The following is a 17,955-nucleotide window of genomic DNA, read 5'->3' as shown; positions in this document are numbered from 1 at the left end:
CTGCTAGAACAGTTCAATTTCTAGCAGCGGTTTTTTTGAATGGATTATGCTTTTTTCTTCTTGCTCATATCTGCTTTCCAAACATAATACGCGACGGCACTGAAACACAGGGCGGAATTGAAGAAAAACACCAGGTCATTCAACTTGCCGCTAAACAGCAAAATATTAAGTACAGTAATGGCATGCATTACGACGAGCAGAAGCAACAGGACAGTTGCAGTTTTCATGGAAGTCTCCTTAAAAATTCGGCATTCCTCAATTGTACCGTATTTTGTTTGCTTCCGGAATACAAAACAGCCAGACGCTTTCGGCTTGGTTGTTTAAAGCTATCCTGAGAAGAAGTTGTCTTTTCCGGCTATGACTTCTTGAGTTGCTCTATCCTGGCATTCGTTGTTGTGTTGAGCGTAAAGGTTTTACATTTTTTTCCGTCGTCTTGTTTTTAAGGAAGTCCATCGTATCGATTATTCCCTATAACTGGCACTTTTGACTTGGCATTTCGATTTTTTATGCGGTTTCTATCAGAAGGAGAGAATGATTTATCGATAAAATAGCCGCAAAATTTCAATATTGAAAAAAGTATTGAAAAGTAAGGTGTTTTTTTTAGAATATTCATTCATATGTGTTAGAATAGTAGAAATAATTTTTAAAAGGCGCTGTAGAAAAGCCGTTTTCGGGCCATCCAGCTGCCTTAAATTGTAAAAAGGAGTGAATTACCATTACTAAAATCTGCTTAGTAAGACACGGTGAGACGGACTGGAACACACAAGGGAGACTTCAGGGGAGCATGGATATTCCGTTGAACGCCAACGGCATTATGCAGGCTAAGGCATGCGGTGAGCATTTAAAAGAGGCTTCATGGGATTTTGTCATTACGAGCCCGTTGCAACGTGCGAAAAACACAGCAGAAATTATCAACGGCAAACTGGACGTGCCGTTGATTGTAATGGAAGAGTTCATGGAACGGCATTTCGGCGATGCAGAAGGGATGACGCTTCACGACCGGCGAGCTATTTTCCCGGACAAAAAATATCCGAATCAAGAACCGATGAATGTGTTCAAACAGCGCTTGATGTCCGGTATTCAAAAAATTGAACAGCAATTTTCGGAAAGCCATGTGCTGCTGGTAGCACACGGCGCTGTGATCGATGCAATTTTATCTGCCTTTTCATTAGAAGAAAAAGCGGGTTATACATCGCTGGAAAATGGCTGCATCAGCCATATCCATTACGGTGAGCGCGGCTGGCAGGTTAAAGGCATCAACCAAATAGAACATCTTTCAAAAATCCAGCCAAATCATAAATTCAGCTATGAAAAAGAAGCTGTCACTTGGCCTTCGTAACGTCCAAGCGTTTAATCGTTAAGGCGATGCAAGCTAAGCTTAACTTTTGCTTAGAACTGCAATGAATTTTTAATGCAAGCGATTCTATGGAATTTAGGAAGGCGGAATGCAGGTTGGGGCAGTCGTTAGCGGGAAAAGTGGCATTTATAACTGGAGCAGGAAGAGGAATAGGCTGTGCGACCGCTATCGCTTTAGCCAGGGAAGGAGTCCATGTCGGTTTGATTGCAAGAACCGACAAACATTTGCCCGATGTGGCGAAACAAATCCGGAACTTTGGCGGAACTGCAGCTTATGCCATTGCGGACGTATCAATGATGGATGAAGTGGAGCAAGCGGTTATGCATTTGACAGGCGCACTTGGCCCTGCTGATATTTTGATCAACAATGCCGGTATCGGCCAGCATGCCTCTTTGCTGGAGGCGAAACCTGAAGAATGGAGACAGGTCATTGAAGTGAATTTGATGGGCGTTTATTATATGACACGCGCTGTATTGCCGCAGCTTGTTGATAAAAATGCGGGAGACATCATCAACATCTCGTCCACTTCGGGCCTTAGGGGCAGTGCCGGTTCAACAGCTTACAGCGCATCGAAATTCGGGGTGCTCGGCCTTACCGAGTCTCTGGCGCAAGAAGTGCGGAAACACAATATCCGCGTTTTTGGCTTAGCACCAAGCAGAGTGGTGACCGATATGACGATCCAAGGATTCCTGCAAGACGATAACCTGGAAAAATTTATGCAACCGGAAGATTTGGCGGAATATATGGTGTCGCTATTGAAGTTAGATCCGAGGATGTTCATACCTTCTTCAAGCCTCTGGTCAACCAATCCATTTTAATGTTTAATGAATAAAGAAGGCCGGCAGACTTGATCGACTCGCTGCCGGCTTTTTACTGGCCAGAATAATTTTAAAAAAGGGGGATTGCCATGAGTCAGCGGGTTGAAGATTTACAAAAAATTGCCCAGGAGCTGGATAAACACCATATTTCTTATGCGCTCGGCGCTAGTGGCTTGTTATTTGCACTGGGGCTGATGGAACACAGAGAAATGGGGGATTGGGACCTATTCACTGAAGCTCCGCATGGCGATGTAAAAAAAGCGTTAAAGAATTTCGCCAGCAAAGATACCGTGTGCGGCGATTATCCGTATGCGACGGAGTACAAAATTCTTTTTAATGAAAAAGGGACAGCTATAGAAGTGGCCGGCAATTTTGCCATCTACCATCAAGACCAATTGTGCAAAATTCCTGTCGTTATTAGCCGGATATGGGAAGGAATCAAGCTTGGCAGCCCAGAAGTTTGGTATGTTGCCTATACACTCATGGAACGGAGAGCCAGTGCGCATTTGCTGCAGTCATATTTACAGTCCGTTGGAGCTGATCAGAAAATTTTGGCTTTGCTTATGAAAGAACCGTTGTCGGAATTCCTTAAAGATGCATTAAACAAGTTCCCTGAAAAATCAGCGGAAAGCCTAGAGGCCAATTGAAATGCGAATATACATAATCGGATCTGTCGGGAGCGGCAACACCACCTTAGCGAAAATGTTGGCAAAAAAAGTTGCGATTCCCCGTTTTGAAACCGATCAATTCGTCTGGATGAGGCAGGAAAGCGGCGATATTCGAAAGTCAGAAGCTGTCCGGGACGCTGAATTTAAAAAAGCCATTAACCTCCCGGAATGGGTTATTGAAGGAGTGCACATTCACTGGACTGATGAAGGGTTGGCAGCGGTTGAGCTCATCCTCTTTTTGGATGTGCCGCCTAAAGTCAGGCTGCGGCGGATTATAAAACGCTTCATCGGACAAAAAATCGGAACAGAAGAGGCTAATTATAAACCAACCGTTCAGATTTTTAGAAAGATGTTCGGATGGAATCGCTATTTTGAGAAGCAAATGAAGCTCGTGTTCATGCAAAAATTGATTCCATATAGCGAAAAGACGAAAATTATCAGTACTCAAGGCGATTTGAATAAAATTTTAGAAGAAATCAAGTGAAAGACCAGTAAGAAATAAGTTTTTTAGCTATAAATGTATTATCTTACATAAGGAATTGATAAAAAAACAAAAAGGTATCAAAAAAGAGAAGGGACCGGCAAAAATCCAACCACAAAATGATCAGAAAAGAAAAAACGGCAACAAGATCTTCATAAGCCCTTAGAAGACAATTGCTTAGAAAAAAGAAAAAACCTTAGGCTTTAGCATAAGCAATACATGCTGGCGATAAGTTGTTCTTGGAGCCAAGAGATGCGGCCATCTCTGCCACACTGCAAGGGTAGGTGGAGCTATTGGCAAAATAGTTCCAGAAACCGGAAAAGGTGAAACTTCTGGTATAAGAGCAAACCTGAAGGACAGGCAGCAAACACATTCAAATACAGAAAACAAGCAGTTTTTAAAAATAAATGTACTTGTTTACATAAGGAAAAACAAAAAACAAATAAAGCTAACAAGCAAAAAATTAAGAAACAAAAAAACTGCACCAAAGAGATGCAGCCAAGCACTATCCATTTTCAGGAGCGGATCAGCTCGCAGAGTCTTCCCGTTTCAAGAGAGCATCAGGCGCTTTATCCGCCACAAGATTCAACTCGATGTTATGTTCTAAAAGAGCTTTCAACCCACAGAGGACCATCGTAAATCCACCCATTGAGTCTATGGCTTGTTTTACGATATCATCCGGCGTCCCGTGAAATCCTGTATTGGTGATTGACACATAAGTGCTATCATTGCCGCGCGGCGAAAAAATCCATTCAACAGGCGTAAAACCGTAAGCTTCTTCCCATTCAATCAAAATGCGTTGGTTCTCATCAATCTCGATCACATGGACGTTGGTTGAGACTCCGTACATATTCCACTCCCATGTAACATTTTTTCCGGTTTCCAACGGACCACTGCTCGTTGAAAACCAAAATTTTGTGGTGATGTCGGGGTTGATAAAAGCCTGAAAAACTTCATGCACCGGCCGACGGATCAGCATTTCCGCTTTCGCAATCGGTTCGTTTATTAAACCTGCCATATTTAGCGCTCCTTCCGTCCTTAATTGTTAGTTAAATAATAGCATAATTATTCACAGAATATTTTAAAAATTAACAGTAAATTTGAACGAATTGCAGTTATATTTTACTGATTGCTTATGCTGACTCTAAAGATACATATCAATTGCAAACTTGAAGAGGGAGAACTTAGTTGCAATATTTTGTTGAAATTTGAAACCATATACTGTGAAGTCCGTAGAATCTAGTATAAAAGGAGGCAATTCATCATGAATGAAATGAAAGAGAAATCGCATTACAAACAAATTAATCCGTTCACGGCCATCTGGGTACGAACGAGGGAAACGGTACGCTACGTCATTGAGGAAAAAACAACGGGCTACGCGTTAATGATAATTGTTATAGCTGCTGTCATTAATGCACTGCTCGGAACGTTCGATCCCCAATTGAATGGAGCATTGCCTCTATGGGCTTCCCTTCTAATCGGCTGCATCATTGGCCCGATTGCCGGAATTGCTGGAGTAGCTATCCTTTCAGCTTTATATTTACTGATTGGGAAAATGTTTAAGGGAGTTAGTACATATTCAGAAATGTTCAAAGCAATCGGTACGACTTCAATTCCATCAATTTGGTTTGCTCCAATCTTTTTGATTGGAAACTTGGCCGCTCCGGATGTAATGCTCGGGGAAACGGGTGCAGACACATCACCCATAACTTTTGTGATTGCAGGACTTGTCGGAATCGCAAGCTTAGTTCTCGGAATTTGGAGCTTGATCATTCAAAGCAAAGCAATCGGGGAAGCACACCGTTTCTCCAGTTGGAAAGGCTTTTTCACTTTACTGATTCCAGGTGTGGTTTTGTTCGTATTGTTTGCGGCTTTAGCCATATTCTTTGTTATGACGTTTATGAGTTTTTCTTAAGAGAAGGCGAAAGCCTTCTTTTTGTTTATACAAATTTATGCGGCAGCAGAATTTTATCTTTTAAAGTTGGAAGATTGGAGAGCGGATATGAGAGACTCACTGTTAAACCATTTGATTGCCGTCTCCGCACTTGTGGTAAATGAACAAGGCGAGGTTTTATTGGTCCAGACACATGACCGTTCTGATACATGGGAATGTCCGGGTGGGCAGGTGGAGCAAGGCGAGGCTTTGGATCAGGCTGTCATCCGGGAAGTGTATGAAGAAACAGGCATCACTATTCGCGTTCTCGGCATCACTGGCCTCTATTACAACAGCTCGAACTTTCTTTTGTCGGTTGTGTTTAAAGCCGTATCCACTAGCAACTGCATTCGGAAACAAACCGAAGAAATACGCGACGCAAAATTCGTCAACTTGACTGAAGACGCGATCGGCCGCTACATTACACGACCAAATATGAAATCCCGTACACTCGATGCCATGAAGGTAAGACATTATGCACCTTATGAAACATGGACAGCGCCCCCTTTTCAGTTGCTTGGGAGATTGGAATAGACCACTAATCAATACTTTGGCAACGTTACTCAAGATTAGGAGGAGCATTAATGAAAAGAATGGAAACCGAATTCAATGTCTTGTTTTCAGATGAAAAAAGCCCCTATTTCCAAGTAGAAGCGAGAAAGCGAATGGCCATACCTTTCCGTAAACTCAAAGGACGGCCCATGGTTCAAAAAAACTTGGTCTTGCAGCTGTTTGGCGGCGCTTCGCGAATAGACCTGACATTCTTTAAGTTGTATCAGCCTTCTAGGAGTAAAAAGGCCATCCCGTTTGAGAAAAAATCGCTGCACAAGTCATTCCGGATCAAAAATTGGAAAGAACATTATGTTGCTGGCCAGGATATGGAAACCACTTTAACCTATGTTACGATAACCGGTGTTGCTCCCGACGAGATAAGTGCCTATATTAGAAGCTTATCCCGAGGGAAATCGCCTTCCCTTATCAGCTTCTACAATGACCAGTATATGATGACAGTAGACGATGATGAATTCGTGGTGATTGCAAAAAGCAATGAAGAAATCGATGCACTACAGAATTTTTTCCTGGAATAAAAGAATTGGAACTCTGGAAATGAATAACGGACAAGGAGCTAACAGCATGAGCAAGAAAGGCAATATGTATTTTTTGGGTTTGTTTGTTATTTTAATACTGATTTTCTTCGTCAACGATCACTCAAATACAGATTTTATCCAATTGGCATCCTTTATCTTTGTCCTCTTGATATCGGCTGGACTGGCATTCTTCAGTTTTAAGCAAAAAAACAAGCCGCTCATGGCCTATTTTTTAGTTTTAATGCTGATGGATGTTGGGTTAATGTTTTATCTCATAATTTGAAGAACAAAAGAACATGGTCTTTTGGATTAAAGCATCCATCAAGCAGAAAAAGACCATACATACTAAAAAGTTAATGGTTCAGCAGGTTCTCTATAGATCCCTCACAGCCGGCGTTATTTTACTAAACTGGCAATAACCGAGTACCTAGCTAAGAAAAGAAACCCCAGCACTTGAAGAATGCCCTGCTTGTAAATGTGGCATTCGGGTTTCTTGTAAGCCTTTTACATTCGCTTGGATCGACTCCTTAATCCCTTTTGTTCAGTTTGCATTCAAACGAATAATCACTGGTAAGGGGATTATGGATTTCCAAGAAAATGTTCCCGTGGTTTTCCATGCATTGCGCGCTTAATGAATCAATTTGCTTGGTGTTGAAGTAGCTTGAAGCTGCCACTAGGAAAGAAACTGTTAGCAAAATGCAGACTGCTGTCACCCACATATTTTGAATCGACTGTTTTGGCATAACGGATTCACAACTTTCTTTTTTTTGTATTCCTTCTAGTTTAGCTTGAATTTCCAATAAACGGAATTTGTTTTTTTACTTTGCTGCATTTCCAAAGCAACACCTCAGGTTTTCCAGGCGTTACTAGCCCTGTTACTGTTTAAAAATTTACTCACAAATCCAAATAAAGGAGGTTTCCCATGCGCCCGCGAGCAAACACTCTTGGCCTGCTTTTTCATAAAGGCCACCTGTTATTAGAAGAACAAGAAGGCACCCATTCACAAGGCACCGGCCTGTTCTACCGGCCCATTGGCGGAACGATCGAATTAGGCGAGCCTTCAGCGCTGACATTGGTGAGGGAATACCATGAAGAACTGGGGGCCGACATAGAAATTCATCGGTACGTCAGCTGTTTGGAAAACATTTATGAGATCCATGGAGACGTGTTTCATGAAATCACCCAGCTTTATACGGTCGGATTCAAAGACCCAGCCCTTTACTTGCAGAAGGCATTTACTGTTACCGAAGGGCTGAAAACGACGACTGCTAAATGGATTCCTTTAACTCAATTGCGGAATTCCGATACGGTTTTGTATCCGGCCGGCTTGCTGGAATTGATTGAAAGGGAAATTGAAAAGGGAGTGGGCGGCTGAAACAGGCCGCTTGTTTGAAAGTGTTCGAGAAAAGTGATTTGCGGGCAACTGAGCGCTTTTGGGAGATCCGGAAGCCCTGTTATTCATTTAGGGAGCGCAACGCGGCCTGAAAGGCTCTCAGGCGCTATAGAATGTTGCCAGGCAAGCTTACATAAAACAGAGTGGTACATCGGGAAACAGTTTCTTGAGGATACCGATCAAGAGGAACCGTGCGACAAAAACATGGCAATGAAGGACTCGTTGTTCTTTTGCTGTGTTTTTTTATAGTTAAAAGCTTTACAGGTTTGCAAAATAAAAAAACCTTTATGTTTGTTATACTGATAGGAGAAACTTCGGATTCGATATTGGGCACTAGGGAATCGCAAGGAGGCGAATACATGCAGGAATATATGCTCTATGTTCGATTGTTTATTGAAATTGTTTTAGTCGCCTTCTTTATTTATTTTGTTGGCGGCCGGTTAATGGGTTCGCAGATCAATTTCGCGAAACGCGTATTTTCAGTTGGACTTGGCGTGGTTTTGACGTCCTTTGTATATTGGTATTCCTACTTGCGTTATACCGATTACTTGACGGAAAGCGTTGTTTCCGAAGTTACAAGCGTCAGTACGGTCATATGGATCGGCAGTATGGTCTTGATCTCGATGTTATTTTATCTGTTTTTCGAATTGTTCGATCCCATTGAACTTGGTGAAAAAGGAGAACGGATCACCGGGCGCAAATTCTTCCTGCGGCGCATCCAGTTGCGTTGGCGCCGCCAGAAGCGGTTGAGCCAAGTGCTGGAGATCGCGATTCGGAACGGCATTACACGCGGCTTGAAATATGCGCGGCACCGTGAAAATGACCGGGAGCTCGCCATTGCTTTCCGGGACACGCTCGAACAAAGCGGAGGCATCTTCATCAAGTTCGGCCAAGTACTGTCGACTCGTACTGACTTGTTTCCGGCACCTTTTATCGAAGAACTTGGAAAACTGCACCAAGACGTCAAGCCGCTCCCGAGCCCGCAAGTGCAGGCTCTTTTGCAAAATTCCCTGAAAGCGCCGGTAGAGGAGGTCTTTTCCTTTTTTGATATGGAGCCGCTCGCAGCCGCTTCAATCGGCCAAGTGCATCGAGCTGTACTCCGGAAGAATAATGAGCAAGTGGTGGTTAAATTGTTGCGGCCGGAAATCAAACGCATCATGCGCGACGACTTGAATATTCTGGTGGAATTTGCCGAATGGGTATCCAACCGGTCGAAATGGGCCGAAAATTTAGGGTTCCGCCAGCTGGCGATCGGTTTTGCGGCGGGGCTTCGGGAAGAAATCAACTTTGATATCGAAATCCGCAACATGGTCCAGATATCAAATGCCCTTGCCAAAAGCCCGTACCCGGTCAAGATTCCAAAAGTCTATACGGAGTACAGCAACGATACCCTCATCGTCTCAGAATTTGTCAACGGAAAGAATTTGGCAAAGGGAGGAGAAGTGTTTCTCCAAGCGGGTGTCGACCCGAAAGATTTTGCACGGACGGTCCTGTTTTCCTTTTTTGAACAGATGCTGTTTTCGGGCATTTTCCACGCCGATCCGCATCCAGGCAATGTCTTTGTCAACGTTCAAGACGGTACGCCGATTTTGCTTGATTTCGGGGCTGTGGGGCGTTTGGCCGCTCCGCAGCAAGACGGCGTGATCCGCTTTATCATCGGTGTCCAGCAGAACGATGCCAGCGTCATTTATGATGCCGTCACCTTGCTGGTAGAAGAACACGACCACATCGACCGCCAAAAATTCGAACAGGCGCTCGGCCAGCTGTTGCTTAAGATTTCCTATGTGGACGCTATCCCGACCACCGAACTGATCCAGTCGCTGTTCGATTTGGTGCGCCACTTCGGCTTGACGTTTTATCCTTCAGTCGGGACGGCATTGCGGTCGTTGATCACACTTGACGGGACACTCCATTTGATCGATCCGTCGTTTGATATGTTTACGGAAGCGAAAACATTCGCAAAGAAATACAAGAATGCCGCTTTTAAGAAACCGTTCAAAGAACCGCGCATCATCAAAGAAAAGCTGGAAGAAGAACTGACGTTGATCATTCCGGAATTGTTGAATATTCCAAAGCGGCTGGACTTGCTCCTGCAGCGCGTGGAAAGCGGAAAGATCATTCTGCACCATGACGTCTTTTCAGACAAGAAAAACGCAAACTTCATTCTTCAGCTGTTTTCCCGTTTCGTTTTGCTGATGACCGGCATCACGTTCGGGCTGGTATCTGCGGCTTTGCTTGCGATTGCGCAATTCATCGATGCCGCATTTGCTGTGTACTTGAATATCGCTGCGTATACCGGGCTGTTCTTATGCGTTGTCTTGCTCGTCCGGCTGTCGATCCAAGCGATACGGGATATGAAGCGCAGCGGGGCCTAATGGATGTTTGTACAAATTAACTGCACGGGAATACAATGAACAGGACAGAAAGTAAGAAGGGGTGACAGTATGGACAAGCGAGATGCTGAACAACTATTGAACCAGAAATTGCGGGAGACGCGCCCAAGTTGGCAACGACGCCAACCGGTGCGCCCGAAAAAATACAAAACAAGCTTAAAGAAAACCGACAATTACGTGATCCTGGATTTTGAAACGACCGGCCTTCGCGCTGGCAGCGATAAAATCATCCAAATTGGGGCTGTTAAATACATCAACCATAACCGTGTCGATACGATGTATGTGACGATCAATCCGGAATGTTCCATTTCACCGACGATTACCCGGATTACCGGCATTACAAATCAAGATGTCCAAGATGCACCGGTCATTGAAGAAGTGGCACACGAACTCATTGCGTTTATCGAAGGATTTCCGATCATTGCGCATAATGCGCCGTTTGATATGGGCTTTCTCTACGCTTTAGAGGAAATTACACCGATTCCCGAATATACGGTAATCGACACGGTGCAATTGGCCAGAAGAGTGATCAAAGAGACCCCGAACCACAAATTGACAACGCTGACCGCTTTTTTGGAACTGGAGCACAACGCCCACGATGCTTTGGGCGATTGTTTAGCGACTGCAGCCATCTATCAGTACTGCATCAGCCGAATGTAAGCAAAAACTCTCCTAACTAAGGAGAGTTTTTGCTTGCGTTAACAAGACGATTGATGCCAGCTTCTAGTTGTTTTGGTCAACTACATCACTTACACTAAAAGTGTATTCACTATTCTGACTATTAGGGGCGATAACCGATGGCAGAAATGAAGCACGTAGAAAACATACGGAAATTTAACCGGTATTACGCCAATGTGCTCGGGAAAATCGACCAAGAAATTTATAACCGTCCATATTCGTTGCTCGAAGCGCGTGTCATTTCGGAACTTCATGACAAGAAAGGTGCTATTGCGAAAGAGATTCGGGGAAAATTGGGCATTGACCGAGGCTATATGAGCCGAATCTTCCAGAAGTTCGAAGCCGATGAGCTGATTGAGAAACAGCAATCTCCTGATGACAAACGCCAGCAATTGCTGTATTTGACAGATGCCGGTGAAGCTGTTTACCGTAATCTAGCAGACCATGCCAACTTGGAATTGGCTAAAATGGTTGATTCATTAGAGGATCCAGAACTGACCAAACTGACAACTGCAATGGCAACCATTGAAACTCTCCTGCAGGGTGCGAATTCAAGCCCTGAACAAGTCGCCATTCGGCCGTTTCGGGCAGGAGATGTCGGCTATGTAGCGTATTTGCACGGCATCCTTTACAGTAGAACCTATCATTTCAGCGAAAGCTTTGAATACTACGTCCTGAAAGGTTTAGCGGAGTTCATGGTGAACCGGGAAGGCGGGGAATTGTGGATTGCGGAAGTAAATGGAGAAATCGCGGGCTCCATTGCCATTACGAAAGCAACGGAAGATACCGCTCAGCTCCGCTGGTTTGTGCTGGATGAAAACTATCAGGGCCTAGGCATCGGCAAACAATTGATGGACACGGCGCTGGCGTTTTGCCGTGCACAGCGTTATCGGCAGGTCTTCTTATGGACCGTCAACAGTCTCGGCGCTGCTCGGTATTTGTATGAACGATATGGCTTTATGTTAACGGAAGAAAAGCCCAACCACGAGTGGACCGATGGCGAACTGGTAGAAGAACGCTGGGATCTGGAACTGGCAGCTGAAAAATGAGCTTTTGTTTGAAAGCGTAAAGAAACAATGCCACTTTAAAAACACTTCTTCAGATTGGGTCTCGATTTTTTGTTCAGTTTTTCAGGGACAACAACTAAATTAATCGTATAATAAAAAGCCGTTTTCCCGTAACTTAGGAAATCCGGCTTTTTGTTTTATTGTGTAGCCATGAATAGGCTTCAGCCTTTTCTCAGGTAAAACGGGCAGCTTAAGAAAATCTGCGAAACGACAGCTGGTGAAAAAGATTGAAATACACAAATAATTCTTCTCCGGTTATCTTTTTCAAATCAGCACGCAGGGGAAGATGCATGGCGAGATAGGGTTCAGGGACCCAGATATAGTGATGGACATACTCGGTAAGATGGAAGCCGCATGATTGCCAAAAATGAATACGCCTGCTGTTATCCGCTGTTTCTTCAGCCTCAGCCTCGATAATTATCCTGCCATATCCTTCATCTTTTGCTTTTTGTTTCAAATAATCAACAAAGGATTTGCCGAGGCCATGGCTCTGTTCTTTTGGGGCTATGGCCAAATAGTCGATAATTACGATGCGCTCTCTTGCAAGCTTCCCTGTAAGAGCCATGCCAATCGCTGTCGATTCGCGGTAAGCCACGTGGAGCTCCGCAATTCCTTGCGCAAACATGTTTTTGATGACCTTAAGCGGTTTTGCGCCTTTGTCTCCAAACGCTTCCATGTAAAGAGGGCTGGCGTCTTGCCAAAGCTGATCATCCCAACTGTCAACGGTTATAAAGTTCATTGAAATTGCCTCCGCTGTTTTTATGACCTATTTTAGCGCCAAAACCAGAATTACTCAATTTCATGAACGGATAGATTGATAAGGTGCTGCAGAAAAACAAGGGAGCGAAATCCCCTCAGAATGAATCTTTCCAAAAAAATACCTCCGCATCTTTGAGATGCGGAGGTATTTTGATTGGCTGTTATTGATTGGTGATGCGCCGCACTAACGGATCTTCTTTCGTTACGTGTACGGGTTTGATCCGCGGGTTCAGCGGGCGGGTTGCGTCGTTCAGGTGGCGATGTGAGCGGACTTTTGCCAGCTTACGGGCAGCGCGTTCTTTAACGTCTTCCGATCTGAATGGAGTTTTAGCAAGTGTCATTTCATCCACTCCTTTTGTTTATCATAGTATACCTGCATTTCAGCGTCAAATGCTGCTGTTTATGCATCTGGTTCTGCAGGAGAGGTCAATGCCAGCAGGTATTCATAGTGCTCGATATTTTTGCTGACGGCATTGTGCATGGATTCGAACAGCGATTGGTCAAAAGTATCGAATTCCTGCGTATAACTGCTGATGACTGTGATATATTCCTGTTCCCGGTAGGAATAAGCGTAAACCAGGTAATTTTTCTGCATCACGTTGTTTGGATCTGCCGTGTTCTGGATGACGGAACTGCCGGATTCTTTGGAGGCTGCCACCAAACCTTCAAGATTTGACGGATAGGGGGTGGTGAACAGTTCAAAAGAAAAATGGGTGTCAAGCGGCGCATTTTTATACCATTCTTGCAGTTCTGTCAAGTAAGTTTCCAGCACATCTTTGTAATTCAGGCCAATTTCATCCAATATTTCAAGCGTCCGGTCGGTTGCCGCGTCACTCGTCAAATACAGCATGTAATTCGCTTTGGTGGCGCTGACTTCAATTGTTTGAATGGCGGCTTGTTCAATGTCATTCACTTCAAATTCCATATTGAACAGTTTCAAACGTTTGAGCTTTTTAAAAGCCACCGGAATGACCAGGAACAGCAGCATCCATACCAGCAATAAAAACAAGCCCCTGAAAATCACTTGATTAAAGTCGGAGGTAACGATCGGTTTGATTAGCAGGTTCAGCCACGTTTCATTCGCCGTATCAGCTGACGGAGCGCTTTCGGTCTGCAAAAATAACGCTTTCGGGTCATTGCTGGCGTTATCGATGGCGATGCTGACGGACGCCGCGAGCATCCAGCCGATAATCAGAATTATGCCGAGCGTATAGACATACGGGATGAAGAAGTTGATCCATTGAAAAAAGGTTCGGTTTTCACGGGTTGTTCCAGGCAATAAAATCACTCAATTCCAAGTTGCTAAGCCGTAGCTTTCTATGTAATTATACCATATGGCACCAACCGGAAAGCCGGCACATTTTAATAGGGTACCGGCTTTCGAACCTGTTTCAGAAAAGCGGAGCTGTGAAAGCGGTAAAATGGTTCAACAGAACAGTTCGCAGTCGCTTTTGCAGGCCGGCTTAGTTATATTGTTTTTTATAGCCCATCAATGCAGCTGCGGGGGACAGCACGCTGAACAGCAATTTTTGCACAGCCCACGGAGGACTGGTGAGCCGGATTTCGTTTTGATAATGCATCGTTATCCGAGCTGTCAACAGCAGATTCGGCACTCCTTTTTCATTTAGTTTGCCGTCTCTTGCCAGTGCAAAATAGGTCTTAAAGAAAGATTCCGTGTTTAATGCAGGAGAAAAGCGTTGTATCGAGCGGGCTTCTTCTGGTCCTTCATTCCAAAAATGGTGGGGAACGCCCGGTGGGATGACGACTTTTTCTCCTGGACCTATAATTTGAACGTTGCCATTAATATCAAAATGCAGTTTTCCGGAAATTACTTCAGCAGAACTTTCTTGTTTAGGATGAACGTGTTCGGGCTCAGAGCTTGCTGATGGCGGATTAAAAGATTCGATTTCAAGCAATGTGCCATTTGTATCCTTGGCGGTTTTCCGGAAAATCATCGTTTGGCCTGAGCGAGGATTTGTTATGATCAGGTGTGAATAAACCATTTTTTCTGCCTCCTAAGCAATATACTTTAGAGTCAAATGCAGGAGCGGCTGCAATCATTTAAATCGGAGTGTGAAGACGATGGCCACTGAAAGACAGATAATAATCACCACGGAACTACCAGCGGACTTTAAGAAAGTTTTAAACTTGTATGAGGCATTAGGCTGGAATTCATTTGAACTGAAAGAAGAAGATTTCAGGGAAATGTGCATGCAAAGCTGGTTCGTTGTATATGCATATGACCGAGAGCGATTAGTAGGTATGGGACGAATCATTTCAGACGGTGTCATCACAGCAATTATTTGCGGACTGGGAATTGCACCGAGCCACCAACACAGCGGAATTGGCAAACAATTAATGCAGCGAATGATCGATCAATGCGAATCAAACGGTGTAATCGCTCAGCTAATGTGTGAAGAGAATCTAGAACCGTATTACGAAGCAATGGGATTTATGAAGTTTGCGAGCGGCATGACACGGAATTCCTTACACTAATTACTTATAAAATTCATTAGAATTTAACTTAATGAGACGGAATTTCTGCAGTATATTTTCAATGTATATTCATCTAAGCGTATTAGTTCGTAAAATATATAAGATTTTGCAAAGGAGGGATGAAAGTGAGTGATATTAAGCGCGGGAAATGCTCTTTGTCCATCGATGAGATAATTCAATATTACACTAATGGGATAAGCACTAAAGAAATTGGCAGGATGGCCAATGTTTCCGATCGTTACATTAGATCATTATTAAATCAAAATAAAGTCGAAATGAAAGAGACAGGTAGTTGGAAGAGAAAATTCAAAGTTAATGAGGATTATTTTAAAACTTGGTCTAGTACCATGGCGTATATTTTAGGCTTCTTTTTTGCAGACGGTTGTATTGTGAAAGACCAGCAATCAATAAGCTTTGCGCAAAAAGAAAAATATATACTCGAAAAAATTAAAGTAGCTATGGATTCAAATCACCCTATAATTATAAATGAAAAAACCGGGGTTCATATATTAAATATTCATAGTAAAATATTAAAAAAAGATTTAATTGAGTTGTATGGTTTAACTCCAAATAAATCAAAAGTAGTTGAGTTCCCAAATATCCCGCCAGATTTTCTTTCACATTTTATAAGAGGATATTTTGATGGAGATGGATATGTAAGTTACAGAAATTATTTTATTAGCTTTGTTGGTGGTTCGGAAAGTTTCATGCTTTCGTTGCAAGAAGTAATAGCAAAGCAAGGTTTTGAAACAAATTTTACTACTTATGAAACTCACTATAGAGTTTATGTAAGCGGCAGAAAAACAATAAAACATTTTTCTGATTGGATGTACCAAGAGAAAAATTTATACTTACCAAGAAAATATGATGAATTCCAAAAAGAAAAGGATGAAGTTTCTTTATTAAGAGATAATATTAAAACTCATAAAAATGCTCTGATACTAAGAGGGAAGCAAAGTTAAAGATATCTCTTAAAAGCCAAAAAAATTTTAGTAGACATAATATAAATTATCGGAAGTAACGTTTCATTTATTAAGTATACTTTTAATAGTGAGACGAAACCGATTTTTGCGCCTTTTTTGGCATTTTCGGGCTTGTTTTAGCTTATGCGCTAAATCCGCTATTTTACGCGTTTTCAATGCGTTTTGCATCTTAGTCATTTATTTATATGCGCCAGAATTTATTTTCGTTCTTTATAAAAAATAAATTGTCTCACAACCAATAAAATTTAAGCGCAGCAACTCGGTATGAATTTGCTGCGCTTCTGAATGATTGTGTTTGGTTACTGTCTGTCTCAAAACAAGTTCGTATCTGCTATTGATCCAGGATTCGCTTTTTCCATATATCCCAGCCATTAGTCTACATCACCAGCAAGTTCCAACGATGGCCGTCCAAATCACAAAAACCTGCTCCGTAAAACCCATTGCGTTCGCCTGGTCCAGAAAATACTGCGCCTCCAGCTAATTCCACTTTCTGGATGAACTCCTGGACTTCTTCTGGTGACTCGGCCGAAATCGACAAAATAACTTCTGAACTCGAGCTGGTATCTGTCACCGCAATGCCTGTAAACGACCTAAAAGCCTCTTCCGGAAACAACATGACCATGACATTGTGGTCACCAACCACTACACCAGCCATTTCTTCGCTGTCTGAAAACCGCTCATTCACCGTCAAACCAAGGGTTTTGAAGAAGTCTTTCGACTTTTGGAGATCTTTCACCGGCAGATTGATCCAACATTCTTTCGCCACATTGCATTCCTCCATTCTATTTGTCTTTCAGTAGTGCCGCTCCAGCTGCAGAAAGATGAATTAGCCGCCTTTAAAAAAACTGAATATTCACGCCCTAATAAGTCATTCCGCTATAGGCGTTTTTGCCGCTTTATCGGGCCAATTCACCAAAAAAATGCCGATAAAGATCAAGCTCCCGCCAAGCAGCAAGGTCAGCCCGAGCTCTTCTCCTAAGAGCCACCAGCCGCTGATGACGCCAAAAAACGGTGCTAAAAACAAGAAGGCACTGACTTTTCCCGGATTGCCTTTTTGCAGCAAGTAAAACCATATCGCAAATTGGACAATCGATGCCATGACTGCAAGCCATACAATAATGGACACTGATGCTGGATTGAGAATCAGTTTGGCCTCCTCTAACAACGCACTCCCCAGCAGCAATAAAATACCGCCAAAAAGCATCTGATACGCCGTTAGCACCCAAATATCAAAGCGGGCTCCCCACTTTTTGATCAACAGCGTCGCGACAGCCCAAAAAACCGCGCTACTAAAACCGAAAAACGTGCCGATTTCCAGCTGCAATTCAGTGCCCATCGTAACAACAACGCCGATAAACCCCAACAGCACACCTGCCCATTGGACAAAGCGGTAGCGTATTCTAAGCGCCAGAGTTCCGAGTACAACGACCAGCAGCGGGTTCATGAACGTCAAAATAGCCGATTCCCCGGCTGTGATGGTCCGCAGACTTAAGAAGATGGCGCCCATAACCCCGGCTGTCTGAAAAGCGCCGATCCAAAAGATTCGCAGCCAATCGGTAAAACGCTTTGGATGCGGCCGTTTCAACGCTGTGACGATTGCAATCATCAACAGTCCGGCCAAGGTGAACCGTATACCCACCAAAAGCAGCGGAGACACGTAACTCAATCCAATTTTGCCGACAGCAAAGGATGATCCCATCAAACTGGTTGTGATCACGACCATAAGAGCAAATACCGCTTTATTTGTCAAATTTCTTTTCTCCTAACATGAGCTATTGATTGCTCTTACCTAGTTCTGCACCTTAGACAGGATGTCCTGCTTTTTAGAGTTTTGAATTGCG

Annotated in this window: 22 protein-coding genes; 14 read left to right on the top strand and 8 right to left on the bottom strand. The window is 43.5% G+C overall.

The annotated features are described in order from the left end of the window. Positions 1-44 precede the first annotated feature (44 nt). Positions 45-227 carry a hypothetical protein gene (locus FQV28_RS06805; RefSeq protein WP_146494878.1) on the bottom strand — a complete coding sequence of 61 codons (183 nt, stop codon included), beginning with the start codon at positions 225-227 and terminating at the stop codon, positions 45-47. 482 nt (positions 228-709) lie between these two features. Here FQV28_RS06805 and FQV28_RS06800 point away from each other — a divergent pair, with 482 nt between their 5' ends. The 4 genes from FQV28_RS06800 (at position 710) to FQV28_RS06785 (ending at position 3,327) form a co-directional block, all read left to right on the top strand. Continuing rightward, positions 710-1,339: a histidine phosphatase family protein gene (locus FQV28_RS06800; RefSeq protein ID WP_370455118.1), complete on the top strand. Its 630-nt coding sequence runs from the start codon at positions 710-712 to the stop codon at positions 1,337-1,339. Positions 1,340-1,452: 113 nt separating this feature from the next. Continuing rightward, on the top strand, positions 1,453-2,175 hold the full coding sequence (locus FQV28_RS06795; RefSeq protein ID WP_255472831.1) for a 3-ketoacyl-ACP reductase: 723 nt from the start codon (positions 1,453-1,455) through the stop codon (positions 2,173-2,175). 89 nt (positions 2,176-2,264) lie between these two features. Continuing rightward, positions 2,265-2,822, top strand: a complete 558-nt coding sequence (locus FQV28_RS06790) for a hypothetical protein (RefSeq protein ID WP_146494872.1) — start codon at positions 2,265-2,267, stop codon at positions 2,820-2,822. Between the two features lies 1 nt (position 2,823). Then, positions 2,824-3,327 (top strand): P-loop NTPase family protein, encoded by a 504-nt coding sequence (locus tag FQV28_RS06785; RefSeq protein WP_146494870.1) that lies wholly within the window; start codon positions 2,824-2,826, stop codon positions 3,325-3,327. A 523-nt stretch (positions 3,328-3,850) separates the two neighbouring features. On the opposite strand, the gene FQV28_RS06780 is transcribed toward FQV28_RS06785, so the two are convergent. Continuing rightward, entirely contained in the window at positions 3,851-4,342 is a 492-nt protein-coding gene (locus FQV28_RS06780; protein ID WP_146494868.1) for an SRPBCC family protein, read from the bottom strand. 246 nt (positions 4,343-4,588) lie between these two features. On the opposite strand from FQV28_RS06780, the gene FQV28_RS06775 reads away from it, so the two are divergent. From FQV28_RS06775 to FQV28_RS06740, 8 genes are all read left to right on the top strand, one after another. Next, a complete protein-coding gene (locus FQV28_RS06775; RefSeq protein ID WP_146494866.1) occupies positions 4,589-5,239 on the top strand; it encodes a Yip1 family protein in 651 nt (216 codons plus the stop codon). Positions 5,240-5,326: 87 nt separating this feature from the next. Then, positions 5,327-5,791, top strand: a complete 465-nt coding sequence (locus FQV28_RS06770) for an NUDIX domain-containing protein (protein ID WP_146494864.1) — start codon at positions 5,327-5,329, stop codon at positions 5,789-5,791. Positions 5,792-5,841: 50 nt separating this feature from the next. Next, entirely contained in the window at positions 5,842-6,345 is a 504-nt protein-coding gene (locus FQV28_RS06765; RefSeq protein WP_146494862.1) for a PH domain-containing protein, read from the top strand. 46 nt (positions 6,346-6,391) lie between these two features. Beyond that, positions 6,392-6,628 carry a hypothetical protein gene (locus tag FQV28_RS06760; protein WP_146494860.1) on the top strand — a complete coding sequence of 79 codons (237 nt, stop codon included), beginning with the start codon at positions 6,392-6,394 and terminating at the stop codon, positions 6,626-6,628. 639 nt (positions 6,629-7,267) lie between these two features. Continuing rightward, positions 7,268-7,720 (top strand): NUDIX hydrolase, encoded by a 453-nt coding sequence (locus FQV28_RS06755; RefSeq protein WP_146494858.1) that lies wholly within the window; start codon positions 7,268-7,270, stop codon positions 7,718-7,720. 389 nt (positions 7,721-8,109) lie between these two features. Continuing rightward, positions 8,110-10,113, top strand: a complete 2,004-nt coding sequence (locus tag FQV28_RS06750) for an ABC1 kinase family protein (protein ID WP_146494988.1) — start codon at positions 8,110-8,112, stop codon at positions 10,111-10,113. 69 nt (positions 10,114-10,182) lie between these two features. Beyond that, the gene (locus FQV28_RS06745) at positions 10,183-10,791 is read left to right on the top strand and encodes a 3'-5' exonuclease (protein ID WP_146494856.1); all 609 of its coding nucleotides are present in this window, start codon (positions 10,183-10,185) and stop codon (positions 10,789-10,791) included. A 137-nt stretch (positions 10,792-10,928) separates the two neighbouring features. Next, a complete protein-coding gene (locus tag FQV28_RS06740; protein WP_146494854.1) occupies positions 10,929-11,858 on the top strand; it encodes a bifunctional helix-turn-helix transcriptional regulator/GNAT family N-acetyltransferase in 930 nt (309 codons plus the stop codon). Between the two features lie 208 nt (positions 11,859-12,066). Here FQV28_RS06740 and FQV28_RS06735 read toward each other — a convergent pair whose 3' ends face one another. The 4 genes from FQV28_RS06735 to FQV28_RS06720 all read right to left on the bottom strand — a co-directional run bounded on the left by FQV28_RS06735 (position 12,067) and on the right by FQV28_RS06720 (position 14,638). Continuing rightward, positions 12,067-12,615, bottom strand: a complete 549-nt coding sequence (locus FQV28_RS06735) for a GNAT family N-acetyltransferase (RefSeq protein WP_146494852.1) — start codon at positions 12,613-12,615, stop codon at positions 12,067-12,069. Positions 12,616-12,796: 181 nt separating this feature from the next. Continuing rightward, the gene (locus FQV28_RS06730) at positions 12,797-12,976 is read right to left on the bottom strand and encodes a hypothetical protein (RefSeq protein ID WP_146494850.1); all 180 of its coding nucleotides are present in this window, start codon (positions 12,974-12,976) and stop codon (positions 12,797-12,799) included. A gap of 59 nt (positions 12,977-13,035) precedes the next feature. Beyond that, positions 13,036-13,914, bottom strand: coding sequence for a hypothetical protein (locus FQV28_RS06725; RefSeq protein WP_146494848.1), 879 nt, complete (start codon positions 13,912-13,914; stop codon positions 13,036-13,038). Positions 13,915-14,098: 184 nt separating this feature from the next. Continuing rightward, complete coding sequence (locus FQV28_RS06720; RefSeq protein WP_146494846.1) at positions 14,099-14,638, bottom strand: cupin domain-containing protein; 540 nt, start codon at positions 14,636-14,638, stop codon at positions 14,099-14,101. 79 nt (positions 14,639-14,717) lie between these two features. On the opposite strand from FQV28_RS06720, the gene FQV28_RS06715 reads away from it, so the two are divergent. Both FQV28_RS06715 and FQV28_RS06710 read left to right on the top strand, forming a co-directional pair. Next, positions 14,718-15,131, top strand: coding sequence for a GNAT family N-acetyltransferase (locus FQV28_RS06715; protein WP_146494844.1), 414 nt, complete (start codon positions 14,718-14,720; stop codon positions 15,129-15,131). 119 nt (positions 15,132-15,250) lie between these two features. Continuing rightward, positions 15,251-16,093: an LAGLIDADG family homing endonuclease gene (locus FQV28_RS06710; protein ID WP_146494842.1), complete on the top strand. Its 843-nt coding sequence runs from the start codon at positions 15,251-15,253 to the stop codon at positions 16,091-16,093. A gap of 397 nt (positions 16,094-16,490) precedes the next feature. On the opposite strand, the gene FQV28_RS06705 is transcribed toward FQV28_RS06710, so the two are convergent. Together FQV28_RS06705 and FQV28_RS06700 are read right to left on the bottom strand one after the other, a co-directional pair. Then, positions 16,491-16,880: a VOC family protein gene (locus FQV28_RS06705; RefSeq protein WP_146494841.1), complete on the bottom strand. Its 390-nt coding sequence runs from the start codon at positions 16,878-16,880 to the stop codon at positions 16,491-16,493. Positions 16,881-16,982: 102 nt separating this feature from the next. Further along, positions 16,983-17,837, bottom strand: a complete 855-nt coding sequence (locus FQV28_RS06700) for a DMT family transporter (RefSeq protein WP_186763808.1) — start codon at positions 17,835-17,837, stop codon at positions 16,983-16,985. Positions 17,838-17,955 lie beyond the last annotated feature (118 nt).

The sequence above is a fragment of the Planomicrobium sp. CPCC 101079 genome, from assembly GCF_007859275.1.
Lineage (GTDB): Bacteria > Bacillota > Bacilli > Bacillales_A > Planococcaceae > Planococcus.
Note: the sequence above shows the minus strand (reverse complement) of the source record. Positions and strands in the feature narration are given on the sequence as shown.